Annotated in this window: 16 protein-coding genes; 1 reads left to right on the forward strand and 15 read right to left on the reverse strand. The window is 62.2% G+C overall.

The genetic code is table 11. The features are described from left to right. Position 1 precedes the first annotated feature (1 nt). On the reverse strand, positions 2–1,174 hold the full coding sequence (locus J3361_RS04475; RefSeq protein WP_207962828.1) for an O-antigen ligase family protein: 1,173 nt from the start codon (positions 1,172–1,174) through the stop codon (positions 2–4). Between the two features lie 107 nt (positions 1,175–1,281). On the opposite strand from J3361_RS04475, the gene J3361_RS04480 reads away from it, so the two are divergent. Then, the gene (locus J3361_RS04480; protein WP_207963172.1) at positions 1,282–1,887 is read left to right on the forward strand and encodes a toluene tolerance protein; all 606 of its coding nucleotides are present in this window, start codon (positions 1,282–1,284) and stop codon (positions 1,885–1,887) included. Here the strand turns inward: J3361_RS04480 and J3361_RS04485 are convergent. The 14 genes from J3361_RS04485 to waaF all read right to left on the reverse strand — a co-directional run bounded on the left by J3361_RS04485 (position 1,873) and on the right by waaF (position 17,391). Beyond that, entirely contained in the window at positions 1,873–2,976 is a 1,104-nt protein-coding gene (locus J3361_RS04485; RefSeq protein ID WP_207962829.1) for a glycosyltransferase family 4 protein, read from the reverse strand. The genes J3361_RS04480 and J3361_RS04485 overlap by 15 nt on opposite strands. Positions 2,977–3,024: 48 nt before the next feature. After that, positions 3,025–3,789: a glycosyltransferase family 2 protein gene (locus J3361_RS04490; RefSeq protein WP_207962830.1), complete on the reverse strand. Its 765-nt coding sequence runs from the start codon at positions 3,787–3,789 to the stop codon at positions 3,025–3,027. 54 nt (positions 3,790–3,843) lie between these two features. After that, a complete protein-coding gene (locus tag J3361_RS04495; protein WP_207962831.1) occupies positions 3,844–4,800 on the reverse strand; it encodes a glycosyltransferase in 957 nt (318 codons plus the stop codon). 84 nt (positions 4,801–4,884) lie between these two features. Next, entirely contained in the window at positions 4,885–6,297 is a 1,413-nt protein-coding gene (locus J3361_RS04500) for a PIG-L family deacetylase (RefSeq protein WP_207962839.1), read from the reverse strand. Then, a complete protein-coding gene (locus J3361_RS04505; protein WP_207962840.1) occupies positions 6,294–7,190 on the reverse strand; it encodes an antimicrobial resistance protein Mig-14 in 897 nt (298 codons plus the stop codon). Before J3361_RS04505 ends, J3361_RS04500 begins: the two co-directional genes overlap by 4 nt. Further along, on the reverse strand, positions 7,190–8,320 hold the full coding sequence (locus J3361_RS04510) for a glycosyltransferase (RefSeq protein ID WP_207962841.1): 1,131 nt from the start codon (positions 8,318–8,320) through the stop codon (positions 7,190–7,192). Before J3361_RS04510 ends, J3361_RS04505 begins: the two co-directional genes overlap by 1 nt. Then, positions 8,304–10,061, reverse strand: coding sequence for a carbamoyltransferase (locus J3361_RS04515; RefSeq protein WP_207962842.1), 1,758 nt, complete (start codon positions 10,059–10,061; stop codon positions 8,304–8,306). Before J3361_RS04515 ends, J3361_RS04510 begins: the two co-directional genes overlap by 17 nt. Before the next feature lie 365 nt (positions 10,062–10,426). After that, on the reverse strand, positions 10,427–11,887 hold the full coding sequence (locus tag J3361_RS04520; protein ID WP_207962843.1) for a lipopolysaccharide kinase InaA family protein: 1,461 nt from the start codon (positions 11,885–11,887) through the stop codon (positions 10,427–10,429). After that, entirely contained in the window at positions 11,887–12,639 is a 753-nt protein-coding gene (locus tag J3361_RS04525; protein ID WP_207962844.1) for a lipopolysaccharide kinase InaA family protein, read from the reverse strand. The genes J3361_RS04520 and J3361_RS04525 overlap by 1 nt, the downstream gene beginning before the upstream one ends. Then, positions 12,636–13,370 (reverse strand): lipopolysaccharide kinase InaA family protein, encoded by a 735-nt coding sequence (locus J3361_RS04530; protein ID WP_207962845.1) that lies wholly within the window; start codon positions 13,368–13,370, stop codon positions 12,636–12,638. The genes J3361_RS04525 and J3361_RS04530 overlap by 4 nt, the downstream gene beginning before the upstream one ends. After that, on the reverse strand, positions 13,370–14,176 hold the full coding sequence (rfaP, locus tag J3361_RS04535) for a lipopolysaccharide core heptose(I) kinase RfaP (RefSeq protein WP_186708074.1): 807 nt from the start codon (positions 14,174–14,176) through the stop codon (positions 13,370–13,372). Before rfaP ends, J3361_RS04530 begins: the two co-directional genes overlap by 1 nt. Next, entirely contained in the window at positions 14,173–15,297 is a 1,125-nt protein-coding gene (locus tag J3361_RS04540; RefSeq protein WP_207962846.1) for a glycosyltransferase family 4 protein, read from the reverse strand. Before J3361_RS04540 ends, rfaP begins: the two co-directional genes overlap by 4 nt. Then, positions 15,297–16,355 carry a lipopolysaccharide heptosyltransferase I gene (gene waaC, locus J3361_RS04545; protein ID WP_207962848.1) on the reverse strand — a complete coding sequence of 353 codons (1,059 nt, stop codon included), beginning with the start codon at positions 16,353–16,355 and terminating at the stop codon, positions 15,297–15,299. Before waaC ends, J3361_RS04540 begins: the two co-directional genes overlap by 1 nt. 1 nt (position 16,356) lies before the next feature. After that, complete coding sequence (gene waaF, locus J3361_RS04550; protein WP_207962850.1) at positions 16,357–17,391, reverse strand: lipopolysaccharide heptosyltransferase II; 1,035 nt, start codon at positions 17,389–17,391, stop codon at positions 16,357–16,359. Positions 17,392–17,473: the final 82 nt, after the last annotated feature.

Below are 17,473 nucleotides of genomic sequence, written 5' to 3' on the forward strand. Positions count from 1 at the left end.
GTTAAGAAGAACGCGGAATTTTATCACAGCCACCGGAATTGGCCCGCGCCCAGGTCAAAACGCCAGCAAGGCCTATCGGCAACCAGGTAATGAACCACTCGGCGCGAGGGGTTCCGGTCAGGCTCGCGGCGTCGAACTGCATCGCCAGGAATGAAAACACCCACATGCCGAGCACACCCCGGCCCAGCAGGTTTTCCCGGGCGCGCCAGGCTTCGCGCAACACGGCGAACCAGACGATGCACCACAGCAGCAGTCCCGGCAGCCCGAGTTGAATGGTGACATGGCTGAACAGGTTGTGGGCATGATCAAACTTTAGGCCGTGGACGGCGATCCGGTAGTCAGCCGACACGCCCAGACCACCCCACGGGCGTTCGGCAATCATGTGCAGGCTCGACATGAGAATCTCGGGCCGATAGGAAGCACCGCGCGCCATGACCAGCGGTTCGAGCAACCAGAAGGTCAGCATCGCCAGCACCAGTGCGGTGGCGGCGATAATCCGCGACCGCTGGTCCCGACAGTAGATCGGCATGGCCAGTACGCTGAGCAACAAGGCCAGCGCGGCGCCGCGACTCTGGCTCGCCACGACAAAGACCGCCAAAAGGCCCAACGCCACCGCCCAAAGCGCTTGCAATCCAATATGACGCGGTATCCAGTGCAGCATCCAGATCGCCGCCAATCCAATCACGTAACCGCCGAGAATCGGATGGGACAACTCGCCCAGCCCTTCCAGGCGTGCAGTCCAGCGATGGTTCTCATATCCATAGAAATGAACGATGGCCATCAAGGCCGTCAGCGCAATCCCCAGGCCACCCCATTGCATGATACGAATCACACGTTCGGGCTGGCCATCGGCAAAGATCGGGAAAAACAACAGGAACGCCAGGATGTAGAGCAATCGCTTGGCTTCGCGGGCAGGCTCTGCCACCTCGGCCCAGGCCAGTGTTACCAAGGCCCAGGCCATCAACGCCAGCAACGCCGTGTAGATCACGCGCTGGGCACGCCACAATTCCATCAGGCGATGACGAGCCGGCCAGGCAAAAACGATCACCGGCAGCCAGACAAATGCAACCAACCCCTGTTGATAAATCTTGTTGCTCGGTGCCAGGGCTATCGCCAGCAAGAACCATAACAAGCCAAAGGCCATCCAGCCCTGCGCCCAACGTGTTGCCTGCATCCAACGCTCCTAAACGACCTACCAGCCAAACCGGCATGGTGAAAACAAAAACTTTTGGGCATCATGGCCCGCCACGGCACCGGTTCTTTCAACAAGGTTTCCCTACGATGCAATCCTCACGGCTTCCCCAAGCCGCTTTGAATCAATTGATTGAAGGCGCCAGCATTCTGGAGGCCGACAGCTACGGCCCGAAAGTCTATCTGCTGCAGGATGGGAATATCCTCAAGCTGTTTCGCCGCAAGCGGCTTTTTTCTTCGGCCCTGCTAAGGCCTTATTCAGTACGCTTCATCAATAATGCGGCCCGTCTGCAGAAGCTCGGCGTACCGACCCTTGACGTACTGGCCTTCTACACGCTGGAAAAACCCGGCATGACCGCCGTACTGTATCGACCGCTCCCCGGTAAAACCCTGCGTCAATTATCGAATCAGGAAAACTTCAGCTGGCAGCATACCCTTCCTGCGCTGGTCGAGCTGATCCGCAGCCTGCATGCCAGCGGTATCTATTTTCGCTCGCTGCACTTGGGCAACATCGTCGTCACGCCCGAAAACCAAATGGGCCTGATCGATGTGGCCGACATGCGCTTCCTGCGCTCGCCGCTGCCACGCTACCTGGCACGTCGCAACTTGCAGCATTTCGCTCGTTATATTGCCCGAGAGAACCTGAACGGGAGCTTTCCGATGCGAGCATTGGAAAACGCCCTACTGGCTGCCTGAGATCAACTGCCGGGCGACCTGGCTGAAGCTCGACCAGGCCTCGTCCGGGGCCAATGCCAGGTACTGGGCTGCGGCGACTGTCTCGGCCGGAGCCTGCGCCGCTCGCTCGATGGTCTCGCTCCAACCGCTTTCATCGTTGGGCGCCACGTACCAACCGGCGTCACCCAACTGTTCACGAAAGACCGCGAGTTCGCTGGCCAACACCGGGACTCGAGCCAGGACAGCCTCCTGGAGGGTCAGGCCAAGGCCCTCGTCCAAGGACGGGATCAGCACCCAGTCAAATGCCCGGTAGAGCGTCGCGATCTCTTCCAGATGCCCTATCAGCAACACCTTGTCGACCAGATCCGGCCGGGCGATCCGCGCTTGCAGCGCCTCGCGCCTCGGCCCCTCACCGACAATCACCAGGCGCCAATCGGAATGGTTCGCCGCCGCCCGGCCAAAGGCCTCCAACAGACAGGCGAACCCCTTGCTGTCCACCAACCGTCCTACGGCACCAAAGACCCGCGTTTCTGTGCCAGACAGTCCCAAGCGGGCCCGTGCGTCTTCGCGAGACAACAGGGCAGACTGGAAGGCCGTCGGATCGAACGCGCTACGCAGCGCAGTGACTTGGATGCCCAACTCGTCCTGGAGCGACATTGCCAAGGTCTGGGAGACCGCCGCCAGGCTCAGACGTGATGCAGGGAAGCCGCGCAATAGCTCGCGGCCGGCGGGATTTAGCCGGGTCGCACCATGGAAAATCACCACCACGCGGATCTGCGGCATATCCTTGAGAACCGGTAACAAGGTACGCGCCACGCCGATGCCATCGAGCAATACCACGCGCGCATCGCTATCGAGCAACGCCTGGCGAAAGCGACTGTGCATCAGGGGTTTGAGTAAGCGCCAGACATGTCGCCCCTTGAGCCGGGCCGAGGTCATATTCCACTCAAGCGCCGAGCCGACGTCCACCTGACAAGCAGCCGCCGCCCCCTGCAAGAGCCATGTCTTGACAGGCATCGCTGGTTCCATCCGCGAGAGAATCTGATTGTGGACCTTGTGTATCGAGGCGAACGGTGCACCGCCCGCCCACATGACATTGATAATGCTCATCGAGCAGCAAACCTTTTATCGCGGACCAGGATTCATGCTTCGCGGCATTCAGTAGTTCATAAGCCAGCCAATGCAGACCCCGAGCAAGAGGACCAAGGACAACTTGACCTGCTCGCGGCGCTTGCGGCGGGCCTTGCGCTGGCGCTCCACAGGCACTTCCACATGCACTCCGAATCCGGTATGCAAAACAGCATCCCCTTCGAGCGTGACCGCCGTCAAGTTCAACTGGGCGTAACGCAGCGACAAGGCCTTTTCACCACCGAAACCGGCGTAGGGGGCGCAAAGCCGATACTCTTTCAAGCGTCGCAGGCCGGGATTGAGAGAGAAGCTTTGCCATTCGGGTTTGTCCGAAATCAACGGATAACAAGGGACGCCGCCGATGACTTCACGCTCGCCCAGGCGAATGTAAGGGCTGTGTACGCACAAATCGTAGACATAGTTGCGCAACCACACCTGAAGAACATCCGGTCGCTGCTCAAGGATCGTGCGCGAGTCTTCCACGAAGCCAGGGCGATAGAACGCCCAGTCATCTTCGCAATGAAAGATATAGGGCGTCTTGACGTGCTCGTACGCCAGGTCGATCGAAGCCAACTGCCCCAGCTTCGGTCGATTGACGAAGGCGGTCGTGCGGTCCTTCCAATGAGCGGGAATGACCGAGTGTACGCCTTCATCGCCAGCATCTTCGGTAATGAAGACCTCACGGATCGGCGCCGTATTGAAACGGTCGAAGCTCTCCAGGGTCTGCTTGAGCAGATCGAGCCGGCCGCAACTGGTGACCACCAGGGTAATGTCACTATCGTCGGAAAACTGCACTGAAATACCATTTAGTCAAACGCCACCTGACACCGGATGGCTCAACGGTTCTTGTTAAACGCCCAACTTCAGGCGCAATGTTTCCAGCAGATTCAGCGGGGCTCGAGGCCGCAACGGCGGCTCCAGTGCTTCAACGATTTTCTGCCCGATGCGCGCGAAACTGAACTGTTCCAGGGCCAGCTTCTGGCCGTTGTGCGCCACACTGCGTGCCAGCTCGGGGTCGGCGCGCAACCGGGAAAGCTTTTCCTGGAGTTGCGGGATGTCACGGTACAGCACCACGTTGTGCATGTCCTGCAGCCCCAACGCACGCGCCTCCTCGATGCCCTGATCGAACGCCAGCAGCACACAGCCGCAGGCCATGGCTTCGAAGTTCTTGATCATGAATTCGCCCATGCCCACGTCGGCACTGACGAAAAAACGGATGCGGTTGAGGGTCTCGCAATACTCTTCACCGGACTTGGTCCGGGTCACTACCAGCGGCTCAACCCGGCCCAACTCATCAAGCAGCGCCTTGCGACCACTGTAGGCAACGCTGTTGGTGCTGCCCACAAACGCCAACTCGATGTCCCGCTCACGGCCCTGATCCTGCAATAACGATTGATCGTAGCCCTTGGGCACGAAAACCGCATCGAAACCTTCGCCACGCAGACGTTCGGTCACCATGAAGCCGGAACTGATCACCCGTACCCACGGCAGGCGACGGTAATGCGCGCTGAATTTACCCGTGTATTTGCACGGGATGTAATTCTGGTAGGCATCGTGCTCGAGAATTACCAGGTTGGGGATGGTGCGAATGAAACCGGCCTGGCGGATCTCCTGCTTGAAACGCAGGAAAAACACGATCCGGTCATAACGCGATACGTCCACATGGCGACGGAAATATGCCCGCAGGTTGCGTTGATCCTTGCTGTCGAGCCAGCGCAAATCGCACTCGCAATGAGCCGCCACACCGTCATAGAGCCGGTCCAGGATGGCCCGCTGTTCTTTCTGCACCAGAAACAGAACTTTCATCGTTTTCCTTGCGGCACCGGACGACTTGATAAATAACCGGGGGCCTGCCGGCGCCGTAGCGCAAACACGCCCCACCTTGGCCCCCTACAACCGCCAGAACAGTTCATGGCGACGCACAGCCTTGCGAAAAAATTCGTTCTCGCCATACACCGAGCCGGTACGCCCGGCCAGCAGACGCTGGATACCACGGCGCAAGCGACGCTTGAACGGCGCGCGCGGTTGCAGATCATGCATCATGCCCAGCGCCATGGCCTTGTCGCGCTGTGCGGACAACGCCAGCGGCAGGCTGACAGGTTGCATCGGCAGGGTCGGTTCGAACGATGGCGGCAACGCAATGCCCGCGCCTGCGTCACCCATGGGCCAGCGGTCATTGTCATGCAGGTGGTTGGCGTAGCCCAACAGCGTGGTCGGTTGCCATTCCAGGCCTTCGAGGGCTTGCAGGACGGCATGATGGGCGCAGAGATGATCGGGGTGGGGATCAAGGGTCGGATGCGGCAACACAATGACCTCCGGGCGGGCCTTGAGCAGCAATTCACGCAGGTCCGCCAGCAGGTTGTTCCAGGTCGGCGCGCCGTCGGCATCGCCAGGCAGCAGGAACGGGTTCAACTGACGGAACAGCCGGGTATCGCTCAGGCCCGCCTCGCGAGAACCCTGGGGCTGGCTCGGCGCGGCTTGCATAGCCGCCAGTTGCAGACAGAAGTAACCCAATTGCACACAGTGCGCTTCAGGCACCCCGGCCCATCGCGGTACGGCAATGCTGTCCCAGGCTCGCAAACGGCCCTTGAGCCGCGCGGCTTCGACGCTGTCCAGGCCCATCTTCCGATAATGTCCGGCCTCGATTTCACCCGCGGTCAGGGTCACGATCCAGGCCTCGTCTGCCTGGCTGTACAAACCGTAGGCGGCCAGTTCGGCGTCATCGGCGTGGGGCGCGATGACCATCACTCGCTGGCGTTGCACTGGCGGCGGCGTGAACGACCACAGCGTCGGCTCGCCCAGCAAACGGCAATGGCGCCCACGCAGGCGCAGTTCGCCGCGAGACAACGCGAGGCCCTGTTCGCTGAGGTTCAGATAGCGCAGGCCGTTGACCCCGCGCTCGAAGGTTTGCAGGTCCCTTTCACCGCCCGATAACTCGACGAGCGGGTCGATGAAGCGTCCCAGCCAGGTGCTCTTGATCCGCAGCGCGAGGATCAGCGTTGCGCCATCGTCCAGAATCACACCTTCGTCCAACTGCAGCCGGCCGGCATTCAAATGCACCTTGGGTTGCTGGGTGAACGGCGCAAAGCTGTACTGGTAATCGTCCCGGGGTGAATAGAACAAATGATCGGCGAACCACGCCTCATGGGCGACCCAGCCCAGCACCGCCAACACCAGAGGCAGCCACCAGGCTACCGCGACGCCCAGCGCCACCAGCACGACAAGGGCGATTAACAACCCCACGCGCTTGTTGCGACGGTGGCGCCTGAGCAACTGTTGCTTGCGACTTGTGGATGGGTTCATACGGTAAACACCGGTACGGGGTTGCACCAACGGTCCTTGTATTCCCGGTCCGCCCGGCCGAACGAAAAACGCAACGGCTTGCCGACGGCACGGGCCTGCTCCCAGGCGCTTTGGGTGTTGAGAAAGCTCAACACGCTGCCGGGGCTGAATTCACGGGTCTGCGGGTCGACGCCACCGTTGATGTACTCGACGCTGATCCACTCGGGCGCTTCGACGCGATACACCAATTGGATGGCAATCGGCGCATCGTTGAGAAAGATCACCGACCCGATCAGCCACTCGCGCAGCAACTCGATCACCTCGCCCATGCGCTCGGCACCGGTGGCCGCAAAGCCCCAGCGACGCAGGAACAGGTCGCAGTAGATCGCCGCCAGTTCGGCGCTGGAAAACTCGCCGACCGGCCGTACCACACCGCCCGCCTCTTCCAGCAATCGCAGTTCACGGCGCTGGTTATAGCGAAATTTCTTCGACAGTTCTTCCGGCGTGCGGGCCATGGCCAGTTGTTCCTGCTGCAGCTTCAGACCGCTGAAGCGCCCCTCGTTGAGGGCCGACAGGTAACGCCCGCGATGACGCAACGGCGCTTGCGCATCGGGCGCCGCCGGCAGGATCAGCTCGGCATTGCCCAGGTCGAACAAGCCCTTCTTGCCGCTGCGCTTGAGCACGTCCTTGGACAGTGCCAGGTCGCGGCCCCAGGTCGGTATAGCCGCCTTGAGTTCGCCGTCCTGCTCGAACGCCAGGTAACGCACGGGAATGCCGGCCAGGGCCGCCAGGCGCTCGACCACCAGGGGATGGGTGGCCACACTGCCGCCAAAACGTTGCCAGGCCTGGGCATAAATGGACGCATCGACGGCGGTCCAGCCGCGCTCACGCCAGCCTTGGAATCGGTTGAGCATCAGGCCCTCGGCGCCAGTTCGGTGACTTGAGGCAATCGCCAGAATGCCTCGCGTACGGCGCGATCCGAGAAGCGCTCGCGCAAGCGGTCGAGCATCAGCTCGGCGCATTGGCGACGCTGCAGATCGTCCATGGCCGCCAGGTGTTGCAGCCCCTGGGCCATGTGCTCGGCGTCACCCAGCGGAAACAGGATGCCCACGTCCTCGACCACTTCCTTGGCGCCGCCGCAGGCCGTGGCCAGCAGGGGTACCCCAGCGGCCATGGCTTCGAGCAGCACCATACCGAATGGTTCATGGTCGGAACTCAGGGCAAACACATCAAAAGCACGGAAATAACGGCGCGCCTCAGGCACCTGGCCGAGCAATAGCACGCGATCGGCAATGCCCAGCTCCAGCGCCAACGCCCGAAGATCCTGCTCCAGGCGGCCCTTGCCGAGAATCGCCAGTTGACTGTTGGCCGGCAGGTACGCCAGTGCCGCCGCAAAACCGCGCATCAAGGTGGCTTGGTCCTTGTCCGGGTGCAGCCGGCCGACATTGCCGACAATCCAGGCATGGGCGTCCAGCCCCAGGGTACGCCGCGCCTCCTCCCGAGAGACCAGGCTGGCCTGCGTGGCGTCGAGGTCGATGCGGTTGTAGAGGGTCTGGATCCGGGCGGCCGGCCATTTCGGCAAGCAGCGGCGCATGTCGTCACGCACCGCATCGGAAACCCCGAGCAAGCTCAGGCGCTTGCGGAACACATGGGCGAACAACCGGCGGGTACGTCTTTGGTAATCGCCAAAGGCATGGTGCACGCCGATTACCGGCAGGCGGGTGCCCAGCAGAGCGATGTAGATCGGCTTGAAGCGATGGGCAACGCAGAAGCTGAAATTGCGCGAGGCGGCGATCTTGCGCAGGTCGCCGATGGCACCCAGCTTCAGGCCACGAATGGCGCTGGAGCTGTATTCCATGAACAACACCTCGTCCGAGGCACAAGCGGCGGCGACTTGCGCGTCCGCCGCCCCGGTGAGGAATACCGTCGTCACGCGATAGCCGGTGCCTGCGAACAGGCTGGCGTATTGACGGGCGCAGTCCAGGAACGGCCCGTCATAACCGTGGCAGAACTGCAGCACATGTCGCTCAGCCGAGCGTGTCATAAGCGTCCACGCCGTCTTTGACCACCAGGATGTCTTCCATGATCAGGTATTGCAGGTCGGAGCCGAAGAACATGTTCAGCGCGTCGGTCGGCGAGCAGATCATCGGTTCGCCACGACGGTTGAGCGAAGTGTTCAGCGACACGCCGTTGCCGGTCAGCACTTCCAGGGCCTTCATCATGTCGTAGTAGCGCGGGTTGTATTCGCGCTTGAGTACCTGGGCCCGGGAAGTACCGTCTTCATGGACGACTTCCGGCACGCGGGTTTTCCATTCTTCGGCCACTTCGAAAGTGAAGGTCATGAACGGTGCCGGGTGGTCGACCTTGATCATCTGTGGCGCAACGGTGTCGAGCATCGACGGGCAGAAAGGCCTCCAGCGCTCGCGGAACTTGATCTGCTCGTTGATGCGGTCGGCCACGCCACTGGCGCTTGGGCAGCCGATGATCGAACGACCGCCCAAGGCACGCGGGCCAAACTCCATGCGGCCCTGGAACCAGGCCACCGGGTTGCCGTCGACCATGATCTTGGCGATGCGCTCGGGGGTGTTGTCGATCTTGCGCCACAGAGGCTTGCTTGGATGGCGGGCGCACGCGGCGATCACGTCTTCGTTGCTGTAGGCCGGGCCGAGGTAGACGTGTTCCATCTTCTCCACCGGCACGCCACGGGCGTAGGACACATACGCCGCCGCCCCCACCGCCGTACCGGCGTCGCCGGAGGCCGGTTGCACGAACAGTTCCTTGACGTCGTCACGGGCGATGATTTTCTGGTTCAGCTTGACGTTCAACGCGCAGCCACCGGCGAAGGCCAGCTTGCCGGTTTCCTTGAGCACGTCGCCCAAGTAGTGGTCGATCATTTGCAGTGCGAGCTTCTCGAACAGCGCCTGCATGCTCGCCGCATAGTGGATGTACGGTTCGTCGGCGATGTCGCCTTCACGTTTCGGACCGAGCCACTCGATCAGTTTCGGCGAGAAGTAGAAGCCCTTGCCCTTCTCTTTATAGCGGCGCAGGCCGATCACGTTGGCGTAGTCGGTGTTGATCACCAACTCGCCGTTTTCGAACGAGGCCAGGCGCGAGAAATCGTACTTGCTGGCATCGCCATAGGGCGCCATGCCCATGACCTTGAATTCGCCGTCGAGCATTTCAAAACCGAGAAACTCGGTGATTGCCCCGTACAGGCCACCCAGGGAGTCCGGGTCGAAGAATTCCTTGATCTTGTGGATCTTGCCGTTTTCGCCGTAGCCGAAGAAGGTCGTGGCGTATTCGCCCTTGCCATCGATGCCCAGGATCGCGGTTTTTTCCTGGAAGCCCGAGCAGTGGTAGGCGCTGGAGGCGTGGGCCAGGTGGTGCTCGACCGGCTCGATCTTGATCTTTTTCGGATCGAAGCCCAGTTGTTCCAGGCACCAGACGATCTTGCGGCGGTAGCGCTTGTAGCGACGGTTGCCCATCAGGATCGCATCGAGGGCGCGGTCCGGGGCATACCAGTAACGCTTGGCGTAGTGCCAGCGCGCTTCGCCGAACAGACTGATCGGGGCAAACGGGATCGCCACCACATCGACATCGGAAGGCTTGATGCCGGCCTGTTCCAGACAGAACTTCGCCGACTCGTAGGGCATGCGGTTCTTTGCATGTTTATCGCGTACGAAGCGCTCTTCCTCGGCCGCCGCGATCAGCTTGCCGTCAATGTACAGCGCTGCGGAAGGATCATGGCTAAGGGCGCCGGACAGGCCAAGAATCGTCAATGCCACAGGGTCTAGCCTCTTATGTCTGCATACGGGCGACAAGCGCCGCGAAAAATGGATGTGCCGCGCACCAGGGGTGCGGGGCAGCTAAAGGGCGGGATTATAGCTTAAAAGCGGCCTTAAGCCTCTAGCGGTGAGTGGCGAACGTGCAGCAGACGATTGCTTGGCGCTGTTTGCAGGGCAGCGCATCGCACCTGTGGCGAGGGAGCTTGCTCCCGCTCGGCGGCGCAGCCGTCGTAAACCGGTTGATGCGGTTTTCCTGTAGGAATGCGCCGGCCTTTTGGGGCCGCTGCGCAGCCCAGCGGGAGCAAGCTCCCTCGCCACAGGGGCATCGGCGACCTCAAGTGAGCTAAAGGGTCTTCATCTGTGGCTCATAGGGCGGACGAAGCGCTATCGACCGTTTTGGGCAACCGCTGATTGATCACCCGATACAACGCACTGTCCTGCGGCCAATTGCGCATGAATCGCGCCCGATCCCGGGCATAGGCCGCGGCGAAGCTGGCGTGGGTGCGGTGCTGGCACATCGAGTCGAGGTCGATCAGCGCCCAGCGGTCGTGCTGCCAGAACAGGTTGTGGCCCTTGAAGTCACCATGGCTGATGCGCTCGCGGATCAGGTCGGCGAACAACCGGTCCAGTGCCAGCAACTCGGCTTCGGGGGCTTCGCCGTTTTCCACGTAAGGGCCGAAGCGCTCGATGATGTCCGGCCCCGCCAGGTGTTCGGTGACCAGGTAGGCGCTACGGCGCAGCCACAGGAAGCGCTTTTCCAGCAAGGCCAGGGGCTTGGGCGTGGCGATGCCGAGGAAGGCCAGGCGATGGCCTTCGCGCCAGGAGTGCCAGGCACGGCTCGGGCGCCAGAAACGCTTGAGCCAGTGGGCGAAGTGCTTGATGTTGTAGCGCTTGATCACCAAGGTGCGACCGTTCGCCTCGACTTTGCCAACACTGGCCGCGCCGCCGGTCTTGTACAGATGGCCCTGGTCGAGCAACGCATCGGCCTGCTCCAGCACCGGCGCCATGGCGGCCTCTTCATCGCGACGGATCGCCCGCAGCCCGAACGGTCCGCGCTGCACACTGAACAGACTGCACTCGCGCCCGACTTTTTCAAGAAAGTCCTTCAGGCGCCAGGCCTGCACCTTGTCGATCTGCTTCTGCAGCGCTTCCATGGGCAACGCGTGTTCGGCGTTGCCCAGCAGGTAATGCACCAACAACTCTTCATTGAACGGCTGGAGGGATTTGGGAAGCTGGGCAAAAAACACGCCCAGGTTCTCCAGGACCTTTTGTCGCGACAACGGTTGCCCTGGGGTTTCGGCGCGGATACCGGCACCGTCGATCAAATAGAGCTTGCCGCCGTGACGCAGCAGATTGTCCAAGTGCAGGTCTTCCTGCCACAGACCCTTGCCGTGCAGTTGTGCGATGGCCCCGAGGGCTTCGGCCAGCACCGCCGTCTGCTCGTCGGCGAGCAATGGCAGGTGTTCGACCTGCTTCCAGGCATCGCCCAGGCTCTCGGCGTCTTCGAGCAATTCGAACAACAACCAGCCGCCTTCAACCTCATTCAAGCCATCGGCCAACAACAACGGCGTCGTCAGCCCTTGCTCAGCCAGCAGGCGCACGCCTTGCAGTTCCCGCTGGAAATGTCGGGCGGCCTTGTTGCCCACCAACAATTTGGCCAACACTGGCCGGCCACGCCAGACGCCGGCGCCGACATAACGCTGTCCCGGCAATACCCGCAGCAGCGAAAGCAGTTGTAGTTGCGCCGGGCCGGCGGCATCGGCCAGCTCCAGAGTCAGCGGAAGGCTGGGGCTGCGGCCGGCGTTCTTCAATTCGGACAAATGCATCAACGGGCTCCCTTGTGGCTGCGCCGGGCGCTCAGGCGAGTCATCCAGCTGTCGACCAGCCCACTGTCGAGCGGTTGGTCCAGATAGGTAGACAACAACTGGCGCACATCGGCATCACTCCAGATGGACGCGCGCCGCAGCAAGGGCTCCAGGTCCTTGACCCGATCACGCTGGCCAAACAGCAGCGGCCGGGTCTTTTCCAAATCGATCAATTGCGCCTGGTAACCGTCGGCGGTGGCTTGCAGGAAGATGTGCTTTGGATAGAAACAACCGTGCACTTGGTGCATGCCGTGCAGACGCCGCGCCAACTGTCCGCAGGCATCGAGGATGGTGGTGCGCTGCGCCGCCGTCAGGCTCGGCCAGCGTTGCAACAGCGAGTCCAGGTCGTCCCAGCCGTCCAGGGCACGGGTCAGCAGGATCGCCCGCACTTCGCCGTCCGCCTTGCGCTGGCCGTAGAACACCGCTTGCAGGGCCGGAATCCCCAACTGCCGATAACGGCTGATGTTGCGAAATTCCCGGGAAAAACTCGGCTCGCCCAAGGGGTGGGACCAGGTCCGGGTCAGGTAATTGCTCTGGCGCTTGAGGTAATACCCCTGCCCGTCCAACTCCAGCCGGAACACGCTGCTCCAGCCATCGCCCGAAGTATTGGGTTCGTCCACCGCGTCCAGTTGCCGCGCCCACAAGGCCTCGAAGCTGTCCAGGCCATGACGCTGCAACAACGCCCGGTCTTCAGCGGCCAGAAAATCAATCATTCACGCCCCTCGAAAAATCTCACCACGTGACGGATGCGCTTCTTGTCGCATGCATCGAGCCGGTCGCTCTGGCGGTATTGCAGGTAAAAACGCAGGCGCTGCGTGGCCGACAAATGGTATTTGGCCACTTTATCCAGGCACGCCAAATCTTTGGTGATGCGGTACTTGAGCCAGAAACCGCGCCAGAAATCGCCGTTCGGGCAATCGATCAGAAATAGCTGCGAACGGTCGTCGATGAGTAGGTTGCGCCACTTGAGATCGTTATGGGTGAAGCGGTGGTCGTGCATGGTTCGCGTATAACCGGCCAGTTGCCGGCTGACGCGATCGACCCAGGCACGGTCGGCCAACCGTGAATCATGGCGCTCGGCGAGGGCCGAGAGGTCTTCGGTATGCGGCAGTTCGCGGGTGATCAGCGCGCCACGGGCATAGGTCGCGCCGTTTCGCTCCAACCCCCAGCCCACGACTTCAGCGGTGGGGATACCCCATTTGGCGAAGCGCTTGAGATTCTGCCATTCAGACTTGACCCGTGGCTTGCCCAGGTAGCGCCGCAAGCCTTTGCCGGCTCCGACGTAACGCTTGACGTAATAATTCACGCCGTTGCGCTGTACCCGGATCACCTCGGACAACGGATCGCGGGTCAAGCGCTCCCCTTGCAACGCGAACACCGCTTCGAGGCTGCCAAAATCCTCGGCCAGCTCGGCATATTCAGGTTCCAGATTCCAACCCGACATCAGAGCGCGTCCCCGTACCGCTGCTTGCGGGCATACAGCTTGTTGGCCTTGCCTTCGAGCCAGGCCAGCAACGACGCCTCTTCGGCGAGGATCCGCCGCAGCGGCTGCTGGAAATAGCCTTTGAGGAAGCGCAGCTTGTCGCGGCGGGTCAGGCCGATGTCCAGCGCCGAAAAATACAGCGCCGCCAGGTCCTTGTTGCGCCAGCGAGTGGTGATGGCTGGACGGGTCTGGGCGCGGTGCAGGTCGATCACCGAGAGTTTGAAATCCCCAGGCGTCACCGGTTTGTCGGTGTGCAGCAGGAAGTGGCAGATGTAGCAGTCACGATGGTTGACCCCGGCGCGGTGCATCATGCCGGTCATGCGCGCCACTTCGGCGATCAGGGCGCGCTTGAGTGTCGGCTGCGGCGGCTGCTTGACCCAGTCGATGCTGAAGTCTTCGAGGCTGACGGTCGGCGCCAGTTCTTCGGTGACGATGAACGAGTGCTGGTCCGCCGGGTTGCTGCCCTTCTCGCCGTAGGCCACCGCTGTCATGGTCGGCACACCCGCTTCCTGCAAGCGCTGGATCGCCTTCCACTCCTGCCCCGCGCCGAGTACCGGCAGCTTGGCGGTGAACAGGTTCTTGAAGATCTCGCCCCAGCCGATGCCGCGGTGGATCTTCACGAAAAATCCGCGACCGTCCACCTCCGTGCGCAAGGTGCGCCGGGCCTCCAGTTCGCGATAGACCTCGCCCTTGAGCGCCTCGACTTCGGCGAACGCATCGCGCCCGGCCCAAAGGCTCTTGAACGGTTCGGCCAGCATCAATTTCATTGTGCGTGCTCCGCCAATATCACATCCGCCGCGTGCTGCGGCATGCTGTAGAGGTCGGCCGTCTCGGCGAAGGCCAGACCGTTGCGGCTCCAGGCCGCCCGTGCTTCGGCGTCGTTCAACATGCGCCCCAGGTAGTCGGTGAGCTGTGCCTGTTCGAACGGCTCATCCAGCACCAGGCCACTGTCGGCCTCGGCGATGTAATGGGCGTACCCACACACCGCGCTGACCAGCACCGGCAACCCGGCCACCAGCGCTTCGAGCAATACGGTGCCGGTGTTCTCGTTGTACGCCGGGTGGATCAACAGGTCGGCGCCCAGCAGGAACCGCGGGATGTCGCTGCGGCCCTTGAGGAATCGCACGTTGTCGCCCAGCCCCAGCGCGGCGCTTTGCAGTTGGAATACTTTGGGGTCGTCCTGGCCGATTACAAACAGCCGGGTGCGTTTTCTCAGCTCGGCTGGCAACGCGGCCAGGGCCTTGAGGCTGCGATCCACGCCCTTGGTCTTGAATCCGGAGCCGATCTGCACCAGTAGCAGGTCGTCGTCGGCCAGCTCGAATTCGGCCCGGAACGCGGCGCGGATCTCGTCAGCGTCGGCGGGCCGGCGACGGTCCTGGGCGATGCCCGGCGGCAGCAGGTGAAAACGCTCCAACGGGGTGCCGTAGTGCTTGATGAACAGCGGCTGCTGGACTTCGGAAATCATCAGCACGTCGGTCTTGGCATCCTTGGCGAAGACGGCTCGCTCGTACTCGGCGAAATGCCGGTAGCGGCCCCAGCGCCGGTACAGCGAATTGCGCAGGTTCTGCGCCTTGTCTTCAAAGCAGCCGTCGGCGGCGTAATAGACGTCCAGGCCGGGCATTTTGTTGAAGCCGATCAAACGGTCCACCGGGCGCTTGGCCAGGTCGGCCTCCATCCACGCACTGAGTTTCTCGTTGCGGCGATGGTTGAACAGCGCCTTGACCGGCGCCACCAGCACTTCGAAGCCGGGCGGCACGTCACCTTCCCAGATCAGCGTGTAGACACGGATCTGGTGACCGCGCCGCTGGCATTCCAGGGCGATGCGCATGAAGTCACGCTGCAGGCCACCGAAGGGGAAGTACTTATAAAGGACAAAAGCCAATTGCATCAGCGCGGCTCCTCAGCCAATAACGTGCTCAGGTGGCTGGCAACACGCTCGGGGTTCAGACGCGTGAAGCACAGGGGCTGCTCGCGTTTCAGGTCAAACCGCCGGGCATCTTCGGCGGTCGGCGGATAAGTGCATTGCTTCTGCATGCACGGCGCGCAAGGGAAATCACTGGCAAGGTGAATCTGGCCCTTGCCATAGGCGCCGGTCAGCACCGGATTGGTCGGGCCGAGCAAGGAAATGGTCGGCACGTCCAGGGCCGCGGCCAGATGCCCGAGACCGGTATCCACGGCCACGCAGGCCTGGGCCCCGGCAAGCACTTTGCCCATGCCGCCGAGGTTCAGCTTCGGCAGTACCAGGGCGTTGCGCAGCCCGTTGGCGATGCGTTCGGCCCGGGCCTTCTCGGCTGGATTTCCCCACGGCAGTTTGACGACCACGCCGAACTGGCCCATGCGCTCGGTGAGCTGGCGCCAGTAAAGCTCGGGCCAATGCTTGGATTCCCAGGTCGTGCCATGCAGGAACACCACATAAGGGTAAGGACGCGGCAATTCGACCAGTCGGTCGATGTCGAGGCCATAGCTGCCTTGGGTTTTCGGTAAGTCATAGCCCAGCGCCAAGGCGAACAATTGACGCACCCGCTCGACCGCATGTTGACCACGGGCCACGGCCAGGCGACGCGAATAGAAGCGCGCCGCGAGGGGCTCACGCGCAGAGTCCTTATCCAGGCCAGCCACCGGCGCCTTGACGTAGCGGGTCAGCCAGGCACTTTTCAACAGGCCTTGGGCATCGATCACCAGGTCGTACTTTTCGGCGCGCACGCTCTGCTTGAAGCGTCGCCATTCGCCACTCTTGATGGCGTGCCAAAGGTTCTTGCGCCAGCGACGGATCGCCACAGGAATGACTTTGCCCACAGCCGGGTGCCAAGTGGGGATTTCGGCAAAGCCTTCTTCCACCACCCAATCGAACTTGATGCCCGGAATCGCCCGCGCCGCGTCGGTCAGCGCCGGCAGGGTGTGGACCACATCCCCCAGCGAAGAGGTCTTGATCAGCAATACCCGCAAGTTACCGGACCTCCACGGGTGTGCCCTGCAAACGCGCCAGGGCCTCGTTCACCGACGGCGGCATGAGCTGGCGCAGGCAGTTGTAATGACCGAAACGGCAGGTGCGGTCGAAGCAGGGGCTGCACTCAATGCCCAGGCGCACGACTTCGACCTGGTCGGCCAGCGGCGGCGTGAAGCCTGGCGAGGTGGAACCGTAGACCGCCACCAACGGCCGGTTCAACGCGGCGGCCACGTGCATCAGGCCGGAGTCGTTGGAAACCACCGAGTCGGCGCAGGACAGCAGGTCAATGGCCTCGGCCAGGGAGGTGTCGCCGCTGAGGTTCACCGACTCTTCCCGAAGGCCCGGGATCAGCCGCGAGCGGATGTCTTCGCCCACCGGGTGATCTTTTTTCGAACCGAACAGCCAGACTTGCCAGCCTTCGCGAATTTTCGCCTCGGCCACCTGGGCGTAGTGCTCCGCCGGCCAGCGCTTGGATTCGCCGAACTCCGCACCTGGACACAGGGCGAGCACTGGACGATCCAGGCTCAGGCCGAACTTGGCCAGCGCCGCGTCACGGGTCACCGGGTCGATCCGCAGGCTCGGCCGCGGATACGGCTTGGGCAACTCGGAGCCAGGTTCGTAGGCCAGGGCCATGAAGCGCTCGATCATCAGCGGGTAGCGGTCTTTGTCCAGCGTGCGCACATCATTGAGCAGGCCGTAGCGAAACTCGCCACGCCAGCCGGTGCGCTTGGGAATGCCGGCGAAGAACGGCACCAGCGCGGACTTCAACGAATTGGGCAGCAGGATCGCCTGGTCGTACTGACCGGCCAGGGATTTGCCGATACGCCGACGGGTCGCCAGCTCCAGCGCGCCGTGGCCGAGCGGAAAGCTCAAGGCCTTGCGCACCTCGGGCATGCGTTCCAGGATCGGCCGGCTCCATTCAGGGGCCAGGACGTCGATTTCGCACTGCGGATGACGCTGTTTCAGGCACTGGAACAGTGTCTGCGCCATCACCATGTCACCGACCCAACTGGGCCCAACGATCAAAATATTCATGTGCTTTCCAAAAACGATACGGGGAGGCCTACGCCTCCCCGCCTCGAGAATCACTGTGGCTTAGGTCGTTGCCTGCTGCCCT

Origin of the sequence: Pseudomonas sp. OA65, from assembly GCF_017498305.1 — a bacterium.
In the GTDB taxonomy this organism is placed as follows: domain Bacteria; phylum Pseudomonadota; class Gammaproteobacteria; order Pseudomonadales; family Pseudomonadaceae; genus Aquipseudomonas; species Aquipseudomonas zanjanensis.

Excerpts from the sequence above, each read along its gene's own strand:
- J3361_RS04485 (WP_207962829.1), bottom strand. The coding sequence starts at position 2,976 with ATGAGCATTATCAATGTCATGTGGGCGGGCGGTGCACCGTTCGCCTCG.
- J3361_RS04505 (WP_207962840.1), bottom strand. The coding sequence starts at position 7,190 with ATGCTCAACCGATTCCAAGGCTGGCGTGAGCGCGGCTGGACCGCCGTC.
- J3361_RS04480 (WP_207963172.1), top strand. The coding sequence starts at position 1,282 with ATGCAATCCTCACGGCTTCCCCAAGCCGCTTTGAATCAATTGATTGAA.
- rfaP (WP_186708074.1), bottom strand. The coding sequence starts at position 14,176 with ATGAAATTGATGCTGGCCGAACCGTTCAAGAGCCTTTGGGCCGGGCGC.
- J3361_RS04520 (WP_207962843.1), bottom strand. The coding sequence starts at position 11,887 with ATGCATTTGTCCGAATTGAAGAACGCCGGCCGCAGCCCCAGCCTTCCG.
- J3361_RS04475 (WP_207962828.1), bottom strand. The coding sequence starts at position 1,174 with ATGCAGGCAACACGTTGGGCGCAGGGCTGGATGGCCTTTGGCTTGTTA.
- J3361_RS04540 (WP_207962846.1), bottom strand. The coding sequence starts at position 15,297 with ATGCAATTGGCTTTTGTCCTTTATAAGTACTTCCCCTTCGGTGGCCTG.
- J3361_RS04525 (WP_207962844.1), bottom strand. The coding sequence starts at position 12,639 with ATGATTGATTTTCTGGCCGCTGAAGACCGGGCGTTGTTGCAGCGTCAT.
- J3361_RS04530 (WP_207962845.1), bottom strand. The coding sequence starts at position 13,370 with ATGTCGGGTTGGAATCTGGAACCTGAATATGCCGAGCTGGCCGAGGAT.
- J3361_RS04510 (WP_207962841.1), bottom strand. The coding sequence starts at position 8,320 with ATGACACGCTCGGCTGAGCGACATGTGCTGCAGTTCTGCCACGGTTAT.
- J3361_RS04495 (WP_207962831.1), bottom strand. The coding sequence starts at position 4,800 with ATGAAAGTTCTGTTTCTGGTGCAGAAAGAACAGCGGGCCATCCTGGAC.
- J3361_RS04500 (WP_207962839.1), bottom strand. The coding sequence starts at position 6,297 with ATGAACCCATCCACAAGTCGCAAGCAACAGTTGCTCAGGCGCCACCGT.
- waaF (WP_207962850.1), bottom strand. The coding sequence starts at position 17,391 with ATGAATATTTTGATCGTTGGGCCCAGTTGGGTCGGTGACATGGTGATG.